Raw genomic sequence first — 16,547 nt, 5'->3', positions numbered from 1 at the left:
CCCAGGAAGTGTACAAACTTCTACATTGGGGCACGATCTTCCGAAAGGCATAGAAAGTTCGCACAATTAGGAAAATACTCGAGGGCATCAGAAGACGAGGCTTTTACCTGTTTACGCCGATTGTTTGTATTTATATTCTGTATAACGATACCCGCCATACTTATACCCATAGCTGCCATAGTGCCGACGGGAAAGGTCCATTCCGTTAAATACAATGCCACTCACCCGTCGATTGGCATGGGCCAACCGCTTGACGCTCTCGCTCAGTTCACCAATCTGCGTAAGCCCATCACGAGCGACCAACAAGATTGCTCCCACATGCGCAGAAACTGCCGCCGCATCCGCAGCCACCAATACCGGCGGACTATCAATCACGATCAGGTCGTACCGCCGCGACGCTTCATCCAAAAGCTCTCCAAGCGAAGAAGACAACATCATGTTGGCCGGATTGAAGGGATAGTTTCCGGTCGTGAGAACATCCAGATTGGGAAGTATGTTCGAGTGAACCGCTTTTTCGCAGGCCATCTCTCCAGCCAGGACGTCTGCAAGCCCTCCCTGGCGCGGGAGCCCGAAGGATTTGTTGATATGTCCCTTACGCAAATCTGCATCGATCAATAACACCCGTTTCCCGGCTTGTGCCATGATAACGGCGTAATTACTTGACACGAAGCTCTTCCCGACACCGGGAGTGACACCCGTCACCAATACAAGATTGCTATCAGATTCCAGTAGCGCCAACTGCAGAGAAATGCGAAGATTTCGCAAACTTTCGATAGCCAGACTTTCTGGGGCAGTGACTGCAAGCACCTGGGCACCACTCGCACCTGTTGCGATAAGTTGAAGAAGTGCATCTTGCTCGATCGCTTGTGGCACTACCGAATAAACACTCAAGCCCAAGCGATCCTCAATTTCCTGCGGGTTATGAATGCCGCTTGCCATCTTGCTTCGAGCGACGGCCAGTAAAATACCGCAAAATAAGCCGAGCACCATCGACAATGCAACAATCAATGATTTCTGAGGTTTAACAGGTTTTTTCGGCTCGGTTGCTTTATCCAGCAAACGGACATTACCCACTTTTCCTTCTTTTACCAAGCGGAGTTGAAGCGAACTATTAAGAAGCGATTTATAGAGCTCGCCATTAACTCGAACATCTCTTTCGAGTCGAAGAGCATCTCGCTGTAGCATCGGCATCGCGCTCACGCGACGGTCGATAGCGCCAAGTTCATGGCGAAAGGCCATTATCTGTCCATCAACGACCCGCACTTTCGGGTTCGCTTCAGTGAATCGCGACAGCAATTCACGCCGCTGCTGCTCAGCCTCAAGCATCTTGGTCTGCAACTGCACAGCTTGACTCAGGATTTCCTTAGCTTCTTCATCGAAAGCGATTGTGCCGTTCTTATTACGGAAGTTCGCGTAAACATCTTCGGAATTTTCTAGCTGCTTTTTAAATTCAGGTAGCTGGCTAGTGAGAAATTCGAGCGTCTTCTCGGCCTCCGCAGCCTTACGTTCAACATTCTGACGAACATACTGCACCCCAATTTCGTCCAGGGTGCGCCGCAGGCGATCGCGATCACTATCTTCAAGAGTCGCACTGATAACATTTGATTGCTTGCCCTGTTCACTGAGTTGCAGCCTCTTCTGCAGGTCCTCAGTTGTGGCAAGAACTGAGGAACGTGATATCACAAACTGAGACCCAGGTTTACCCGCGAGCTCCGACACAATCAATTCGAGCGAACCTCCCTCGACTTCTCGGCTCAACAACTCACCAATGGTACCGATTAATGGCTCGGCAAGGTCAGGGTGAGTCAACTCATATCGGTTACCTGGCCGCACGGTAACGATAAAAGGCTTCTGGTCCTCGAGTGCCGGAGGAACATCGAATCTGGCAATATTAATCGCCTCTGTACCTGAGACGTATCCGCTCATTCCAAGAAAACCAGGCTCTGACAATCCCTTGGCGCGTCGCGCTAGCCACTCGCCAACTATTGGTATATAGCGAGGTTTTGCATCGATATATAGGCGCGTTGCATTAACCGCTCCGCCGATGATCATCCGCGATCGGATGATCTGAATCTCTCCAGAGGCAGGCGTCTTCACGTCAAACAGGTTGGCAGTATCTCCAAGAAAATTCTTCGCGTCAGGCGCAGAATCCTCGACCTGAATTAGCAAATTGGATTGATAAATCGGCGTTGACAACAACGCATAGGCAATGCCCAATGCGATCGCTATGCAGACGACGCTCGATACCAACCATCTTCGGTCAATCAGTATGTCAAGGTATTCCGACAAGCGAATCGCATCGTCGTCATCGTCCCGCAAAGAGCTGGGAACAGAAACCGATGGAGTGGATGATGTAGCAAGGGCGTTCATGAAATTTTTTTAATACGTTCAACCCACGCGGCGGCGCCGGCATCGATGAGTTGCAGTGCTTCCTCGAAAGCCGAACGGCCAAAACGATATGGGTCAGGAATGTCCACACGCGCGACCTCGCCTAAGCGAAACAATTTACCGCGCGTGAAAGGATGACGCTGACTAATGTGCAACCGCTGCTCCTCATCCATCGTTAGCATCAAGTCAGCTTCTTGGCACATTTGACTTGTTAATTGTCGCGCTCGATGGGACTCAATATCTAGACCACGCTCAGCCATCAGCTCGCGCGCCAACGGATCAGCGGGTTGGCCCACAAGAGCGCCCACGCCGGCGGACGTAACCTTCAAGTGCGGCAAGGCTGTAGAAATCAATGCTTCACCCATAGGGCTACGGCAAATGTTGCCAATGCACACGACCAGTATCGACTTCATGGCGCGAACCACCCTGGCAAAAAAGCTACGGCAAATGGCCGCTCCAGACGATCAATCACAGTAAAAAACTCCCTAGTCTTCTCACATTTTAGTTGCTGACAGCCCTGCTGCGGGACCGCCCCGGATTTTCTGCGCCCGCCAACCTTCGAACTTTACGCCAATCGAAGCGCTACTCAAATCGACCTCTAGCTAAAGGGCGCGAACGTCTTGAACTCTCACGACCAACGATGCCTACCGAATCCGCGCTTAGCAAAGAGCCGCGACCCGCTCCAATAGAGTTAGTGCAAGACCCATCTTGCACATCGGTGAAAACCACAATCTCAGGCGACTCATCAGTCTAGGCCGAAGCCTCCGCTAGCACTTGCGCAATGACGCGACAACTTTGAGCTATCTCGGCCGAAGTCAATGTGGGATGCACCAAGAACATCAGACTCGTCTCACCGAGGGCATTGGCAACAGTTAGAGGTGCAAGGGGCCGCCATCCGGTGTCATCAAACGCCTTCTCCAAATACACCTCCGAGCAGGACCCCTGATAACAGGGCACTCCATTTTCCTGAATCGCATCCACGATGCGATCGCGATTCCAGCCCAGCGCCAAATGTTCGGGTCTCACATATGTGTAGCACTTGTAATGCGCATGAACGCTGCCTTCTGCCTGGAAGCTCGAAAAGTCAGGAACACGCACCGCTGCATACGGACGCGCGGCCTCCCACAAGGCCTGCGCGTTGCGTGAGCGCGATTCAGTCCATTCGTCCATACGCTGTAACTGAATCCGACCGATGACCGCCTGCATCTCAAGCATGCGCCAATTCGTGCCAAAGCTCTCATGCACCCAGCGAAAGCCTGGCGGATGCTTGCGTTGGAATACAGCTTCATAACTCTTGCCGTGATCCTTAAATTCCCACATCACGCGCCAGAGCGACTCATCATTGGTAGTCACCATGCCCCCCTCACCACCAGTAGTCATGATCTTGTCCTGACAAAACGACCAAGCACCGATATGGCCGATCGCACCGACCGATCGGCCCTTATAGCGCGCACCATGCGCCTGAGCGCAGTCTTCTATCACTTTGAAGTCATGCTTCGCCGCTAGCAACATGATTGGATCCATGTCACATGGCCACCCCGCAAGATGTACGCAAACAACCGCTCGCGTACGCGGTGTCAACACTCGAGCGATAGTTTCTGCAGAAATATTTCCACTATCGGCTTCCACCTCTGCAAATATAGGCGTAGCCCCAGCGTTAACAACACAAGATACGCTGGCAATAAAAGTGCGCGGAGTTACGATGACTTCGTCCCCAGGTCCAATGCCCAACGCCTTTAAAGCAAGATCCAATGCCAACGTGCCATTGGCAAGTGCAACCGCATACGCGCTTTCAGTCCAAATCGCAAACTCTTTTTCAAATTCACGACATTCTTGTCCGGTCCAATAATTGACCTTGTTAGAGGTCAGGACGCGCTGAACAGCAATGGTTTCTTCAGTGGTGAAACTGGGCCATGGAGAAAATTTGGTATTTAGCACGAAAAATCAGCTTTCAGAGGAAAAAGACGAGCCGGATTACCGACAACGGTCACGCCTGGCGGAACATCACGTGTGACAACTGCGCCCATACCTACAATCGCACCTCGCCCAATAACGAGCGGGCGATTCAAACGGCCCTGCTTAATAACCGCGCCGGCACCAATGTAAGCATGGTCTTCAATCACAATGTTTCCATTGCATTTGACGCCAGGCGCAAAAGTGACGAAATCTCCAATCAGGCAATCATGCTCAACATAACTATAAAGATTGGCATGAAAATGGCGTCCGATCCGGATATTTGACGTAATAGTAACAAAGGGGCTGATCGCTGCCCCATCCCCCAATACAACGTCATCCATAAACATGGCGCTCTCTGCACGGACAGTCCAGGGCTTGACTCCATCGGCCGCACAACGCGTCGCAAGCTTTTCGCGTATTGCACCATTAGCAATTGCCAAAACTATATGGCGCTCGCTTGCCTCTTCTTGAATAAATTCCGAGTAACTTAACGCCCGCTGTCCATTGATTTCTTTGGCCTCACGTCCATCATCAATAAAAATAAGTCGATCTAATGCGATGCCGATTTTCTTTAACTGCGCTCGAGCGAGCGGCATAACTCCACGACCGCAACCACCTGCTCCATAGACTGCATATATAGGGGCCATCATAACTCTGTGCGCACTGAGTCGGATCCAGTAAAGCGCGGCATAGTTGCTTCACCTATAGCACTTATGCCCTCCCGCACTATAACTTTGCGCAGGGTAAGCCATAGAATTTTAATGTCAAGCCACATTGTTTGATTGTCGACATACCAAATATCAAGTTCGAATTTTTCTTCCCAGCTTAACGCGTTGCGACCATTAACCTGAGCCCATCCTGTAACTCCAGGTCGAACCTCGTGGCGACGAGCTTGCGTCGGCGAGTAAAGAGGTAAGTATTCGACTAATAATGGGCGAGGCCCAACCAAACTCAAATCACCTCGAACAACATTCCACAAACTCGGCAACTCGTCGAGACTACTCGAACGAAGAAATTTGCCCAAAGGCGTTAGCCGTTGATCATCTGGCAAAAGAATACCATTAGAGTCACGCGCATCAGTCATTGACCTGAATTTTATTATATTGAATACCTTTCCACCGATTCCTGGCCTAGGCTGCGTAAAAATAACTTTATGTCCAAGCCTTCTTTTTATTAACAACGCAATAAAAATCATTGGCAGAAAAAAAATTAGGAGCCCCAAGAGCGACAGCACAAGATCAAATATTCGCTTCATGAAATTACTCACGGCAATCAGAATATCCATTAGGGTTTTTAAATTGCCAGCGCCACGCATCCGCCACCATTTCCGGCAGTCCCAACTCAGCTCTCCAACCCAACTCTTTAAAAGCTTTATCGGGATTTGACCAGCATTCAGCCACATCGCCTTCGCGACGGCCGACAATATCAAATGGAATGCGCACTCCACTTGCTTTTTCGAATGCCCGAATCATTTGCAGGACACTAAATCCTTGACCAGTTCCCAGATTCCAAGTATTCAATCCTGTTCTGCACTCAACAAATTCCAACGCTTTTAAGTGGCCGCTCGCCAAATCCTGTACGTGGATATAATCCCGCACACCTGTTCCATCTGGCGTTGAATAATCGTTGCCAAAAACTTTAACTGCGGTGAGCTTTCCCACGGCAACTTGTGCGATATACGGCAGCAAATTGGTGGGGATTCCATTCGGATCCTCTCCAATCAATCCACTTGGATGAGCACCCACCGGATTAAAATAGCGCAAAACTCCGATGCTCCAGGTAGCATTGGATTTTACTAGGTCGCCAAGCATTTTTTCAGCGGCAAGTTTTGAGTATCCATATGGATTAGTGGGAGCATCGGTTGGAAAATTTTCGGTTACCGGCACGAATGCCGGATTGCCGTAAACTGTCGCTGATGAACTAAAAATCAGATTGAATACCTTTGCTTCTGCCATCGACTCGCATAACTGCAAGGTTCCGCCAATATTGTTCTTATAGTACGTCAATGGATCAGCAACACTTTCGCCCACGGATTTGAGACCGGCGAAGTGCAAAACGGAATCTATAGAACTTTCAGCAAAAATCCTTCTAAGCAGATTTCCATCAAGAACATCTCCCTCTACAAAACCAATATCCCGGCCAGATATAGCCTTTATTCTTACCAAAGACTCCACGGAACTATTGCAAAGATTATCAAGTACTAATACCTGATATCCCGCACGAAGCAAGGCAAGGACGGTGTGTGAACCTATGTAGCCAGCACCACCTGTAACAAGAACGGTTTTATTCATTGCGCGTCTCAATTTGCTGCAAGGAGGGATTTGTAGAAAATAACCATCCGCGCCCAGTGCTCAGTACGCTCATACCGCGTGCAGACCCGCTCGCGTGCCATCTTTCCCATTTCTTGCAAAGCGGCCTTAGGCATTACCAGTGCCTCTTGCATAGCAGCCCTCAACGCTTGCACGCTTCTGGCAGGAACGAGCCACCCATTAATTGTCGGCTCTATAATTTCGTTGCAGCCATTTATATCTGTTGCAATAACAGGCAACGCCATTGCTCCAGCTTGCAAGATGACGTTTGGAAATCCCTCTCTGTAGCTCGGGAGCACGAGTAGATCAGAGATTTCTAGTATTGATCGAATATCCTGCAAGAACCCAACCAGATGAATTCGAGGGTGACTCTCGATTGCCTCAAGAGTTATTTGAGCAACAGGCGCAGTGTGGTCGAGGGCGCCCACCAGTAGCAAATGAGAGTTTTTCGGCACCCCCTCAAAGGCAGAAATTAATTCGGAAATCCCTTTATCCTTGTTCAGCCGGCCCACGAAACAAAAAACAAAATCCCCCTCCGAAATCCCCCACCCCCCCCTTAGCCTCTCAAGAATATCTTTTCCATAAGATACGCGCGGAGAAAAATGCGTCGTGTCAACTCCAGCAATATTACCGAAGCCAATAACCTTGAGCTCTTTCCCTGTAATTTTGAATCTTTCCAGATCGCTTTTAATTCCATTACCCTCCGGGACAATGTGAGTTGCACAGAAGCATATCAATCGATCTACAAAAATCAGCAATTTCCTCTTAAATCCGATTTCAGTTGGAAAGATTAATCCAGTAAAAGTATGAGCCCGACAAGGGACGCGACATAACCATGCCGCCAGCATAGAAACAAGGCCCGCCTTTGGGGTATAAGAATGGATCAAAAAGGGTCGAACTCTAAGCAGCAGATATATCATTCGCAAAAGAGAAAAAAAATCACGCAAGGGACTGATGCCTCTAACCATTGGCACCAAATGCGTTTTTAATTCTTCGGCGTAAACGATCTCCTGCAACCCAATTTCCTCTCCCGTCGCCAATTCAATTTTGAAAAATTCAGAGAGATATTTAGGTTGCCCTTTTAATATGGTTAATAGCGTCTCGGGCACCGTTGTAACAATAAGAATTTTTCTAACTGTCTTGTCATGCATGCTGCACCATTAAGGCTCAAACCCAGGAACTTGAAAACTCAGCACCTCAGAGATCTCTTTTTCAAAAAAAGAAAACATCTCATCGTCCAGGATCGCCTTATTTCGACGCTTTACCATCAAATCAAGTTTACCCAAAATACCTAAGGCGTGGACGACGAATGATTTACCTAGTGACTTGGCGAAGAGAATCGCCATTTCGCTCTCGGCAAAGAAATCTCGCCCGTATTTAGAGTACAGTTCTCGTTGGCTTGAATAAGCGGCCAAAAGCTTGGTTAATGTCGCACTACCTTCTTCGCGATAATAATAAAGCGGCTCATTAATTATTTTAATCCGGAAATCATTCGCCAAAAAAGAGCGCAGCCACAATTCGTAATCCTCAGTTCGCTTGAGCGTTACATCATAAGAATTTCGTAAGAACCAATTTTTTCGCCCCAGAATTGCAGCATGTACTATCGCATTCCTTCCAAGAAGCAGGTTTTTTCCAGAAACCACGTCTAAATCCGTCCCGACTCGAAAGCCCACTGGAGTATTGTCGTTTTTTATAGAACACACACCAGACGTCACAAGATCGAGCTCATTATTTTCAAGCAATACCTTCAACTGCTTTTCAATTCGATACGGTGACATCAGATCGTCGGCATCCATTCGAGCTAGAAAATCAAACCTAGCTTCTCGGCAAATTTGATTCAGTCTATAAGGGAGCCCAAAATTTCTTCCATCCGAAAGGACCTTGACACGAGAATCTCGAATTCTATTCAAGATTTCCAGCGACCCATCTGTTGATCCATCATCTATTAAAATCAACTCCCACTCTTGGTGACTTTGCGCGAAAACCGATCGAACCGCGTCCATCACGTATTTTTCGGCATTGAAAACCGGAATTCCAATAGAAACAAACATTTAAATCAGAAATTAAAAACAGCCAAGGGGGAATATTTTTCTTATTTTCTCCTCAAAGTCGCAATTTTCTAATGCATGGGTCCTGCTGTAATTCAGATCTATCGGCGTTATAGCCTCATACCAATCTAGCAACTGATCAATCTCAAGGATTTCATCCGTTGAAGGAATTAAGTAGCGATAAGGGTAGCCGACAGGGAAATCACAATCAAATCCGGTTGCAACAAAAGGCAACCCCGCTGCGCAGTATTCCCTGTCTTTCAAGGAGGATACAGACACCAGCCCTTTTCGATGGATCCCCAATGAACCTATCGCGATATCTGCTTCTTCGTATAACAGGGACAACTCATCGCCTTCGGCTCGCCCATGGAATGAAATTTGCGACTCAACTCCTAATGACGTGGTTAAGTTTTTTAATTTCTCAATTGCACCGCCTTCGCCAACGACAAGAAAATTAATCTCCACTTTGGATTTTTTATTTCTTAAATGCGCAGCAATTCCCCGAATGACTCGGTCATAACCATGCCAATCCTCCACATTCGCGACGCCAATAAGCCGCAAACTCCCGCGCATCCATCGCCGACTTTTTTTCAAAGGAATTGCACTCACGTCAATGCCATTTCCCATCAAATAAGTCTTCCTCTTATTGAAGATTGAGAAATATTCAGATTCCTCGGCGTATTGAACAATTTTATTGACAGGCCAAAGAACCCACGGCCCATCTAGAATTACCGCCGCTAGTGCAATACATTTTTTTAGGAGGGACTGGCTTCCATAAGTAATTTCTGATAACGCAACAGTTCTTGGAGTGGGAACATCTGCGACAATATATGCCCCTCTCAAACGGGCCTGGAGTAAAGGAAAAAACAGCAACACCCCCCCGTAGGAAGGCCACCTGATTATGATTCTGCGCTCTTTTGTTTTTGCAATCTTTCTTGCCAACCCGCGGAGACGATCCAGAGCCGATGCCCCATCAATATTCACGAGGCGCGCGTCAAATCCTATTTTCTTTGAAACTTTGACAAAGCCAGCTATCTTTTTATGAATTCCTGGAAATTTATCTTGATCATAAATGGCCAGATAAACCAAGCCTTCGCAATCCTTATTTTGCATTTTTATGAGCCGCATGCTTTGCTGGTTTCCCAGCAATGATATATATCAATATCATTCCCCAAAATGCCCAAACATATGAACGACTCAGAGCAATATTCAGTGTCAGAAACAATAGAATCGGCAAAAGCGCACTTAGATTTTCCTGAGATTTGAAGACCCTCAAAACCGCTAAAAAATATACAAAAATAAAGTACATTCCAGCAATTAAGCCAAATGACGCAAAGAAGGAAATCCAATTATGGACATACTCCCCTTTTTCTCCCAGAAAAATCTCCTCAAATGGGAAGCAACCCAGCACGATGCATCGATCAAAATAGGGAATGCTTCTTTCCAAAATTTGTTGTCGCCCCTCTTGGCTTTCCTCATAAGTTTGGGGATCAAAAATTCTTTCAAACACACTTCCACCCTCGAGCGAAAGCTGATTAATAGATAGGAAAGCGGCAAGAGCAACACCTAATCCGACAAGTGCCAAAGTGAACTTCCCACCTCCTCGTCGCAGTATTGAGAGCGAATATTTTGCTCCAACAAGGGAGACAATTCCAAAAATCAGCGGAGTTCTTGACCCCAGAAGAAGAGCCCCCACCAGCGCGAGACTTAAAAATAGATAGCGCCATCTACGAGTCTGGCTTATAAATATAATTGCGAGACAAGCAAAGTAGTCGGCGAAAAAATGCATGTCCAAAAGATACGAATCTTCTGACCTGAAATATGCCGGGCGAAAAACATCTCCTTTCGAAAGGCTTTCGAAATTCGAGTACAACGCCCCAGCCACAAAAATAAACACTGCCGCAAAAGATCCGATATAAAAATACTCTCCCTTTGCTCGCGCAAGATAATAACCCATTAGGGAAAAAAATATCGGAACAATCACAGCCGCAGAGAACTTCGAACCGAATTGCCCTTCACCCATTTTCTCGGAAAATCTAATCCCAGAAATAAGAGCTAGCAAAATTATTAGCCCAAATATTCCCAGAGCAAATCCAAGGTTAGAGGAGTTTCCTCGAATGCTTTTCTTATATTTTAGAATCAAATATGACAATACAGCGAACCCATAAAGGTAAAACGGATACCTAGACTGTATCGAATCTGAAAAATATAGCGCAAATGAAAGATCGAAAACAAAGATGCCGATCACCAAGAAAGCAACCGTCAATTCAAGAAAACCGCCTTTAGTTATTTTCACTTAGCAACACCCCAAAAGCGTCTAATAATCTAAATATAAGGCCGCCGCAGCAATCCCAAGGTACAGGTCTTCAATGTCAAGTCGAAAGGCCAGCGCGTTAGGTATTCACGACAAAAAAATATGTTTAATAGAGAACGCAAAAATCAAGCCCGCGCAGACCCAGGCGGCGACGATTGCTGCTGAGTTCGCAAAACCCTTTGACAATCCTATAAGTTGAATATTCGATGCTCGGACTATAGTGAAAGCATATGCGAGATAGAACAGCAGCCCCGATACCGCATAGAACTCGAAAACAAAATCCTTAAAATAACTCACTGCAATTAGTACACTTCCGACTCGAAGCAGAAATCCCACCACCTGAATACCTAATGCCAAACGCTGATTCGGTGTAATCTGAAGCACCATTGACAGAGGAGAAGCCAAAAATTGAAAGATGAACCAAGGCGTCATCCACATAACCATTTCACCAGCACGACGCCAGCCATCTCCAAATACCAGTGGAAAGATAGCTGGCGAAGCTATTCCAAGAAAAACAATCGGACCAACCCCTGTTTTTATCAACCCCAATAAGACTTGGGCAGTAAAATCCCCCAATCTTCCATTGCGCAGCTCTTCTGGGGCTTGCGACAAATAAACTTGGGAAACTGCTCCGCCAACCAACGTCAATGGAATGATCATGACTCGGCTTGCAAGCATCAAATACCCTGCTTCCGCCCCAACTGAAGCTCCCGCAATTATAATTATTGGAAGCTGAATCCCCGAGCTATTTGCTAACGATTCGAGAACCGAATACTTTGGAAATTTTTTGTACGCTTCAAACACTCTTCTCAATTCTCTCCAGTGAATCTCTTTCAGAATACCTCGGTCGCTTTTATATGCGTCTCTAGACATTCCAAAAATTCCCGCACAGTTGTTTATTAACTGCCCCAGTATTAAACCGAGTGAATTGAGCCCTACAACGCCGAGGCTGATCTGAGTAACTACTCCCCCGACAGATTGAGTAATTCTGGTTCGAGTTATAAGACCAAATTTCTTTTTTCGTGTTGCCCAGAACTGCAGCGCCGAGTACGAACTGCTTAGCCAAACGCCAACTGGAAGCAACCAAAAATAGGAAGTCAGCCGAGGTTCTGGCAAGATCGAAATGATCTTATGAGAAAAAATTTCCAACCCCAAGGCCAAGAGGACCGAGATGCTTGCAGAGCATCCGAGTGCCAGAACTAGCAGATTTACCGCGTCTTTATCACTTGGCGGAATAGGGATTGCAATCTCAAATCGCAAGCAAGCGGCAACAGAAACAATTCCAAGCGCGGACGCATAGACTGCCAAGACATTGAAATCGCTAGGATCGTATAGTCGAGTTAATATCGGCAGCGCAAGAAAGGTCAACCCCTGTGCAAAAGCTGTTCCGCCAACCAGCAAAGACGCAGATCGAAGAAATCCAGACTGAAATATGAGCTTGATCTTTTGACGCATTGCTCTGTTCAAAGACAATACGCGAAAACTGGGGAAGGCATGGTTTAAAAACAGCTACTATCGGGCGAGTCAATCTTGGGCACCGTTTGCCAGAATGCTCAGTGCACGCACGATTTTCTCTTGCTCCCATTCTGTCAAGTAGGGATGCATTGGCAAACTCAAGACCGTCTTCGCCACTTCATCTCCTACGGGCAAATATGCGCTAACATCCGCAACCGCAGGCTGTTGATTTAGAGGAATAGGATAATGGACCGCTGTAGGAATCCCTTCTGCGATCAGTTTTGATTGAAGAACTTCGCGACTCTTTACTCTTATCGTGTATTGGGCATATACGCTAAGATTGTGCGACGGTACAAAAGGCGTGCTGTTAAACCCTGCGGCTTGCAGCATTTGATCATATCGGCTTGCTACGACTTGACGCATACCAATCTCTTCTTCAAGAATTTTTAACTTCTCCAAGAGGATTGCCGCTTGAATTGTGTCCAGTCTGCTATTTACGCCTATAACAACATGATGATAGCGGCGTGTTTGCCCGTGCCTAGCTATTTGACGAATGGTTTTTGCCACAACATCACTGTTGGTAAATATTGCACCCCCATCCCCATAGCAGCCCAGAGGCTTACTAGGAAAAAAACTCGCGCATGAAATTTCGGAAAGGTTGCAGCTTTTTCTCTCTCTGAACGTCGCCCCAAAACTTTGCGCCGCATCTTCAATCACGGGAATCTTGTATTTTTTTGCAATTGAATTGATTGCATCAAAATCAGCGCATTGGCCGTACAAACTTACTGGCACGATCGCTTTGGTCCGTGGCGTGATTGCAGCTTCTAGCAGCGCCGGATCCAAGTTGTAGGTTCGCGGATCGATGTCCACGTACACGGGTTTGGCCCCCAGCAATGCTACGGTTTCGGCGGTGGCGATGTAAGTAAAGCCTGGCGTAATAACTTCATCTCCCGGGCCAATGCCAAGCGCCATTTGCGCAATCTGCAATGCGTCGGTCCCGTTGGCCACGGTGATGCAATGTTTGGCGCCTGTATAAACCGCCAACTTCTCTTCCAACTCAGCTACTTCAGGGCCAAGAATGTACTGTCCATGAGCGAGCACGCGCTGAATGGCTAAATCGATCTGGTCCTTGATACGAGCTTGTTGGGTCTTGAGGTCGATGAATTCGATCATGGCTTCTTGCTATCCAACTTAGTCACTGCATTGCCGTTGAGTACATAGCGCGTGCCGGTATGCGCGCAAACGGCTTCCGCCACGCCTTCGAGTGGCAACGCAAGCTGCTGCCCGAATTCGCTCATCCAGCCGATCTGCCGGGCTGGTACGCCAACCACGAGCGCGTAGGCTGGCACACTCCTGTTGATCACGGCGCCAGCGCCAACAAAGGCGTATTCACCCACCGTATTGCCGCAGACAATGGTGCAGTTGGCGCCCAGCGTCGCGCCGCGCTTCACTAGAGTTCGGCGGTACTCCTCTTTGCGAGTGACGGCCGATCGCGGGTTATAGACATTGGTAAATACCATGCTCGGCCCGCAGAACACATCGTCTTCCAAAGTGACAGCATCATAGACACTGACATTATTTTGAATCTTTACGTTGTGGCCGATGGTCACGTCGTTACCTATATAGACGTTCTGGCCCAACGAGCAACCTTCGCCAATGGATGCCTGCGCACTGACGTGAACCCAATGCCAAATTCGGGAGCCGTCACCGATGCGGGCGCCCTCGTCAACAATAGCGGTGGGGTGGGCTTTGTATGCCATGGCGACTTTGCTCCGCTTCAGGCCAGATTGCGCACAAACGGATGCACTTCGCCCTGCGCCCCTTGGACAGGTGTCAAACGGCGAATCAGATCAACGGTCTCGATGCAGTGGCGCGCGTCCTCGAGGCCATAGCCTCGGCCCGCCAGAATCTCCTGGTAGCTCACTGTGTGCAGGTCGGTGAAGCCTTCGGAGAACTCGAGCTTCTCGCCGCTGATATCGATGTTGCGGAACGTTGTCTTCTTGCCTTTCACGTCGGCCGGCAGGTCGTTGGCGTCGATCGACAGGAACCAGCGCACGCGAGCGCGTTCATATTCGAGGTAGCCGGCCGCCTTGGCCGTGCCGCTGTAGTGCACCACGTTGCGCTGCAGCTTGCCAAAGATGAAATGCAGCATGTCGTAAAAGTGCACCCCGATATTGGTTGCTACGCCAAACGACTTACGGTTGTCGCCCTTCCAGCTTTCCATATACCACTTGCCGCGAGAGGTGATGTAAGTCAGCTCGACATCGAACTTGGTGTCCGTGGGTGCTGCTGCTACCTTCTCCCGCAGCTTGAGGATGGCATCGTGGTGACGCAATTGAAGAATATTGAAAACGCGCTTACCGGTTTCCTTTTCGATACGCTCCAACTCGTCGACCAAATCTGGCGTCGGTACCAGCGGCTTTTCGCAGATCACGTCGCATCCAAGGCGCAGGCCCGCGGCGATATGCGGGTGATGCAGATAATTGGGGCTGCAGATCGAAACGTAGTTCAGCGCAGTCGTGGGATCGCGTTTTAACTGCTGCGCGTATTCGTAGAACCGTTCGAATTCAGTGAAGAATTCGCTTTGTGGCGAAATGCTGTCGATGATGCCGACCGAATCATTGATGTCGTAGGCAACTGCGAGATGATTGTCCGTGTCCTTGATGGCACGCATGTGGCGCGGAGCTATGTAGCCGGCAGCGCCGATGAGAGCGAAGTTTTTCATGTCGGAGAAAAGCGGGAAAGGCCTAAAGGCGGAAAACAGAAAAGCCGCTGTTGCGCGCGTCCTGGGCGTTGAAGAGACTCTTTACGTCGACCAGTACAGGCCGTTCGCCTCGGCAGAGAGCACGCAACTCGGTTAAGCTGGCACGGCGGTACTCGTTGTGCCCCACCGCGACGACAAGTGCATCGACCGGATGATCCTGATCGATGTTGCCGAGCTGAAGACCATACTCATGAGCAACATCTTCGGCGTCCGCCCAAGGATCCACGATCTCGACAGTGGCACCCCATGCTTCGAACTCGCGGACCATGTCAACGATCTTGCTGTTGCGGATATCCGGGCAGTTCTCCTTGAAAGTGATGCCCAGCACACCGATGCGGCACCGAGGAACGTCCATACCGTTCTTCAGCATCAACTTAATGGTGTTTCGCGCGACATAGCGAGCCATGTTGTCGTTGATGCGGCGCCCGGCCAGAATTACCTGCGGGTGGTAACCGACCTGCTCCGCCTTGTGCGTCAGGTAGTATGGATCGACTCCGATGCAGTGCCCGCCGACCAAGCCGGGACGGAACGGCAGGAAATTCCATTTACTGCCAGCGGCCTCGAGCACGTCGAGCGTGTCAATCCCCAAACGCTCGAAGATCACAGAGAGTTCGTTGACCAAAGCGATGTTCAGATCGCGTTGCGTGTTTTCGATCACCTTGGCGGCCTCTGCGACCTTGACGCTGGCTGCCTTGTGCGTCCCAGCCGTGATGATCTCGTTATAGAGAGCGTCAACAACATCCGCCACCGCTGGAGTGCTTCCACTCGTGATCTTCTTGATCTTGGTGAGCGTGTTGATCTTGTCGCCGGGATTGATCCGCTCCGGGCTGTATCCGCAGAAGAAATCGACATTGAATTTCTTTCCGCTGTGCTTCTCCAGCACAGGTACGCAAACCTCCTCCGTCGCGCCCGGATACACGGTGGACTCGAAGATCACGATAGCGCCCTGACGCATGACTTTGCCAACGGTTTCACTGGCTTTGATCAATGGCGTGAGGTCGGGTCGATTGGCGTTATCGATGGGCGTGGGCACCGTGACGATAAAGACGCTGCAGTCGCGCAAATCATCAAGGTGAGAGGTAAAAGTCAGCTGGACGGCAGCCTTCAGCTCCTCCGACGTGGTTTCGAGAGTGTGATCGTGCCCCCCCTGAAGCTCGGCGATGCGCTTGACGTTTATATCGAAGCCGACTACGAGACGCTTCTTGCCAAACTCCACAGCAAGAGGAAGCCCCACGTAACCAAGGCCGATGATTGCAATGGGCTGATTCGGATGAATGGTTTGCATATTGGGAACACAGGAAAATTTTGGCAGC

15 protein-coding genes are annotated in these 16,547 nt (G+C 48.9%); all 15 read right to left on the bottom strand.

The window, feature by feature from the left end; genetic code table 11:
• Window positions 1-111: 111 nt before the first annotated feature.
• The 15 genes from ACODT0_RS15905 to ACODT0_RS15835 all read right to left on the bottom strand — a co-directional run bounded on the left by ACODT0_RS15905 (window position 112) and on the right by ACODT0_RS15835 (window position 16,519).
• Window positions 112-2,370, bottom strand: a complete 2,259-nt coding sequence (locus tag ACODT0_RS15905) for a polysaccharide biosynthesis tyrosine autokinase (protein ID WP_489041691.1) — start codon at window positions 2,368-2,370, stop codon at window positions 112-114.
• Window positions 2,367-2,801, bottom strand: coding sequence for a low molecular weight protein-tyrosine-phosphatase (locus ACODT0_RS15900; protein WP_489041690.1), 435 nt, complete (start codon window positions 2,799-2,801; stop codon window positions 2,367-2,369). Before ACODT0_RS15900 ends, ACODT0_RS15905 begins: the two co-directional genes overlap by 4 nt.
• Window positions 2,802-3,138: 337 nt before the next feature.
• Window positions 3,139-4,326: a DegT/DnrJ/EryC1/StrS family aminotransferase gene (locus ACODT0_RS15895; protein WP_489041689.1), complete on the bottom strand. Its 1,188-nt coding sequence runs from the start codon at window positions 4,324-4,326 to the stop codon at window positions 3,139-3,141.
• A complete protein-coding gene (locus tag ACODT0_RS15890) occupies window positions 4,320-4,994 on the bottom strand; it encodes an acetyltransferase (protein WP_489041688.1) in 675 nt (224 codons plus the stop codon). Before ACODT0_RS15890 ends, ACODT0_RS15895 begins: the two co-directional genes overlap by 7 nt.
• Window positions 4,991-5,599, bottom strand: a complete 609-nt coding sequence (locus ACODT0_RS15885; RefSeq protein ID WP_489041687.1) for a sugar transferase — start codon at window positions 5,597-5,599, stop codon at window positions 4,991-4,993. The genes ACODT0_RS15890 and ACODT0_RS15885 overlap by 4 nt, the downstream gene beginning before the upstream one ends.
• 4 nt (window positions 5,600-5,603) lie before the next feature.
• On the bottom strand, window positions 5,604-6,635 hold the full coding sequence (gene galE / locus ACODT0_RS15880; protein WP_489041686.1) for a UDP-glucose 4-epimerase GalE: 1,032 nt from the start codon (window positions 6,633-6,635) through the stop codon (window positions 5,604-5,606).
• Between the two features lie 8 nt (window positions 6,636-6,643).
• Window positions 6,644-7,804: a glycosyltransferase family 4 protein gene (locus ACODT0_RS15875; protein WP_489041685.1), complete on the bottom strand. Its 1,161-nt coding sequence runs from the start codon at window positions 7,802-7,804 to the stop codon at window positions 6,644-6,646.
• 9 nt (window positions 7,805-7,813) lie between these two features.
• Complete coding sequence (locus tag ACODT0_RS15870; protein WP_489041684.1) at window positions 7,814-8,704, bottom strand: glycosyltransferase family 2 protein; 891 nt, start codon at window positions 8,702-8,704, stop codon at window positions 7,814-7,816.
• Window positions 8,705-8,716: 12 nt separating this feature from the next.
• Window positions 8,717-9,814, bottom strand: coding sequence for a glycosyltransferase (locus ACODT0_RS15865; protein ID WP_489041683.1), 1,098 nt, complete (start codon window positions 9,812-9,814; stop codon window positions 8,717-8,719).
• Window positions 9,804-10,997, bottom strand: a complete 1,194-nt coding sequence (locus ACODT0_RS15860; RefSeq protein WP_489041682.1) for a hypothetical protein — start codon at window positions 10,995-10,997, stop codon at window positions 9,804-9,806. Before ACODT0_RS15860 ends, ACODT0_RS15865 begins: the two co-directional genes overlap by 11 nt.
• 105 nt (window positions 10,998-11,102) lie before the next feature.
• Window positions 11,103-12,470 carry a lipopolysaccharide biosynthesis protein gene (locus tag ACODT0_RS15855; protein WP_489041681.1) on the bottom strand — a complete coding sequence of 456 codons (1,368 nt, stop codon included), beginning with the start codon at window positions 12,468-12,470 and terminating at the stop codon, window positions 11,103-11,105.
• A gap of 69 nt (window positions 12,471-12,539) precedes the next feature.
• On the bottom strand, window positions 12,540-13,643 hold the full coding sequence (locus tag ACODT0_RS15850) for a DegT/DnrJ/EryC1/StrS family aminotransferase (protein WP_489041680.1): 1,104 nt from the start codon (window positions 13,641-13,643) through the stop codon (window positions 12,540-12,542).
• A complete protein-coding gene (locus ACODT0_RS15845) occupies window positions 13,640-14,230 on the bottom strand; it encodes an acyltransferase (RefSeq protein ID WP_444813627.1) in 591 nt (196 codons plus the stop codon). The genes ACODT0_RS15850 and ACODT0_RS15845 overlap by 4 nt, the downstream gene beginning before the upstream one ends.
• Before the next feature lie 17 nt (window positions 14,231-14,247).
• Window positions 14,248-15,195: a Gfo/Idh/MocA family protein gene (locus ACODT0_RS15840; protein ID WP_444813629.1), complete on the bottom strand. Its 948-nt coding sequence runs from the start codon at window positions 15,193-15,195 to the stop codon at window positions 14,248-14,250.
• A gap of 22 nt (window positions 15,196-15,217) precedes the next feature.
• A complete protein-coding gene (locus ACODT0_RS15835) occupies window positions 15,218-16,519 on the bottom strand; it encodes a nucleotide sugar dehydrogenase (RefSeq protein ID WP_444813661.1) in 1,302 nt (433 codons plus the stop codon).
• Between the last annotated feature and the right edge of the window lie 28 nt (window positions 16,520-16,547).

Source organism: Variovorax sp. FG153, from assembly GCF_057809595.1.
This window is presented reverse-complemented; position numbering and strand designations above follow the sequence as displayed.

Coding starts and splice junctions, on each gene's coding strand:
- ACODT0_RS15905 (WP_489041691.1), bottom strand. CDS start 2,370: ATGAACGCCCTTGCTACATCATCCACTCCATCGGTTTCTGTTCCCAGC.
- ACODT0_RS15900 (WP_489041690.1), bottom strand. CDS start 2,801: ATGAAGTCGATACTGGTCGTGTGCATTGGCAACATTTGCCGTAGCCCT.
- ACODT0_RS15890 (WP_489041688.1), bottom strand. CDS start 4,994: ATGATGGCCCCTATATATGCAGTCTATGGAGCAGGTGGTTGCGGTCGT.
- ACODT0_RS15885 (WP_489041687.1), bottom strand. CDS start 5,599: ATGAAGCGAATATTTGATCTTGTGCTGTCGCTCTTGGGGCTCCTAATT.
- galE (WP_489041686.1), bottom strand. CDS start 6,635: ATGAATAAAACCGTTCTTGTTACAGGTGGTGCTGGCTACATAGGTTCA.
- ACODT0_RS15875 (WP_489041685.1), bottom strand. CDS start 7,804: ATGCATGACAAGACAGTTAGAAAAATTCTTATTGTTACAACGGTGCCC.
- ACODT0_RS15870 (WP_489041684.1), bottom strand. CDS start 8,704: ATGTTTGTTTCTATTGGAATTCCGGTTTTCAATGCCGAAAAATACGTG.
- ACODT0_RS15865 (WP_489041683.1), bottom strand. CDS start 9,814: ATGCAAAATAAGGATTGCGAAGGCTTGGTTTATCTGGCCATTTATGAT.
- ACODT0_RS15855 (WP_489041681.1), bottom strand. CDS start 12,470: ATGCGTCAAAAGATCAAGCTCATATTTCAGTCTGGATTTCTTCGATCT.
- ACODT0_RS15850 (WP_489041680.1), bottom strand. CDS start 13,643: ATGATCGAATTCATCGACCTCAAGACCCAACAAGCTCGTATCAAGGAC.
- ACODT0_RS15845 (WP_444813627.1), bottom strand. CDS start 14,230: ATGGCATACAAAGCCCACCCCACCGCTATTGTTGACGAGGGCGCCCGC.
- ACODT0_RS15840 (WP_444813629.1), bottom strand. CDS start 15,195: ATGAAAAACTTCGCTCTCATCGGCGCTGCCGGCTACATAGCTCCGCGC.
- ACODT0_RS15835 (WP_444813661.1), bottom strand. CDS start 16,519: ATGCAAACCATTCATCCGAATCAGCCCATTGCAATCATCGGCCTTGGT.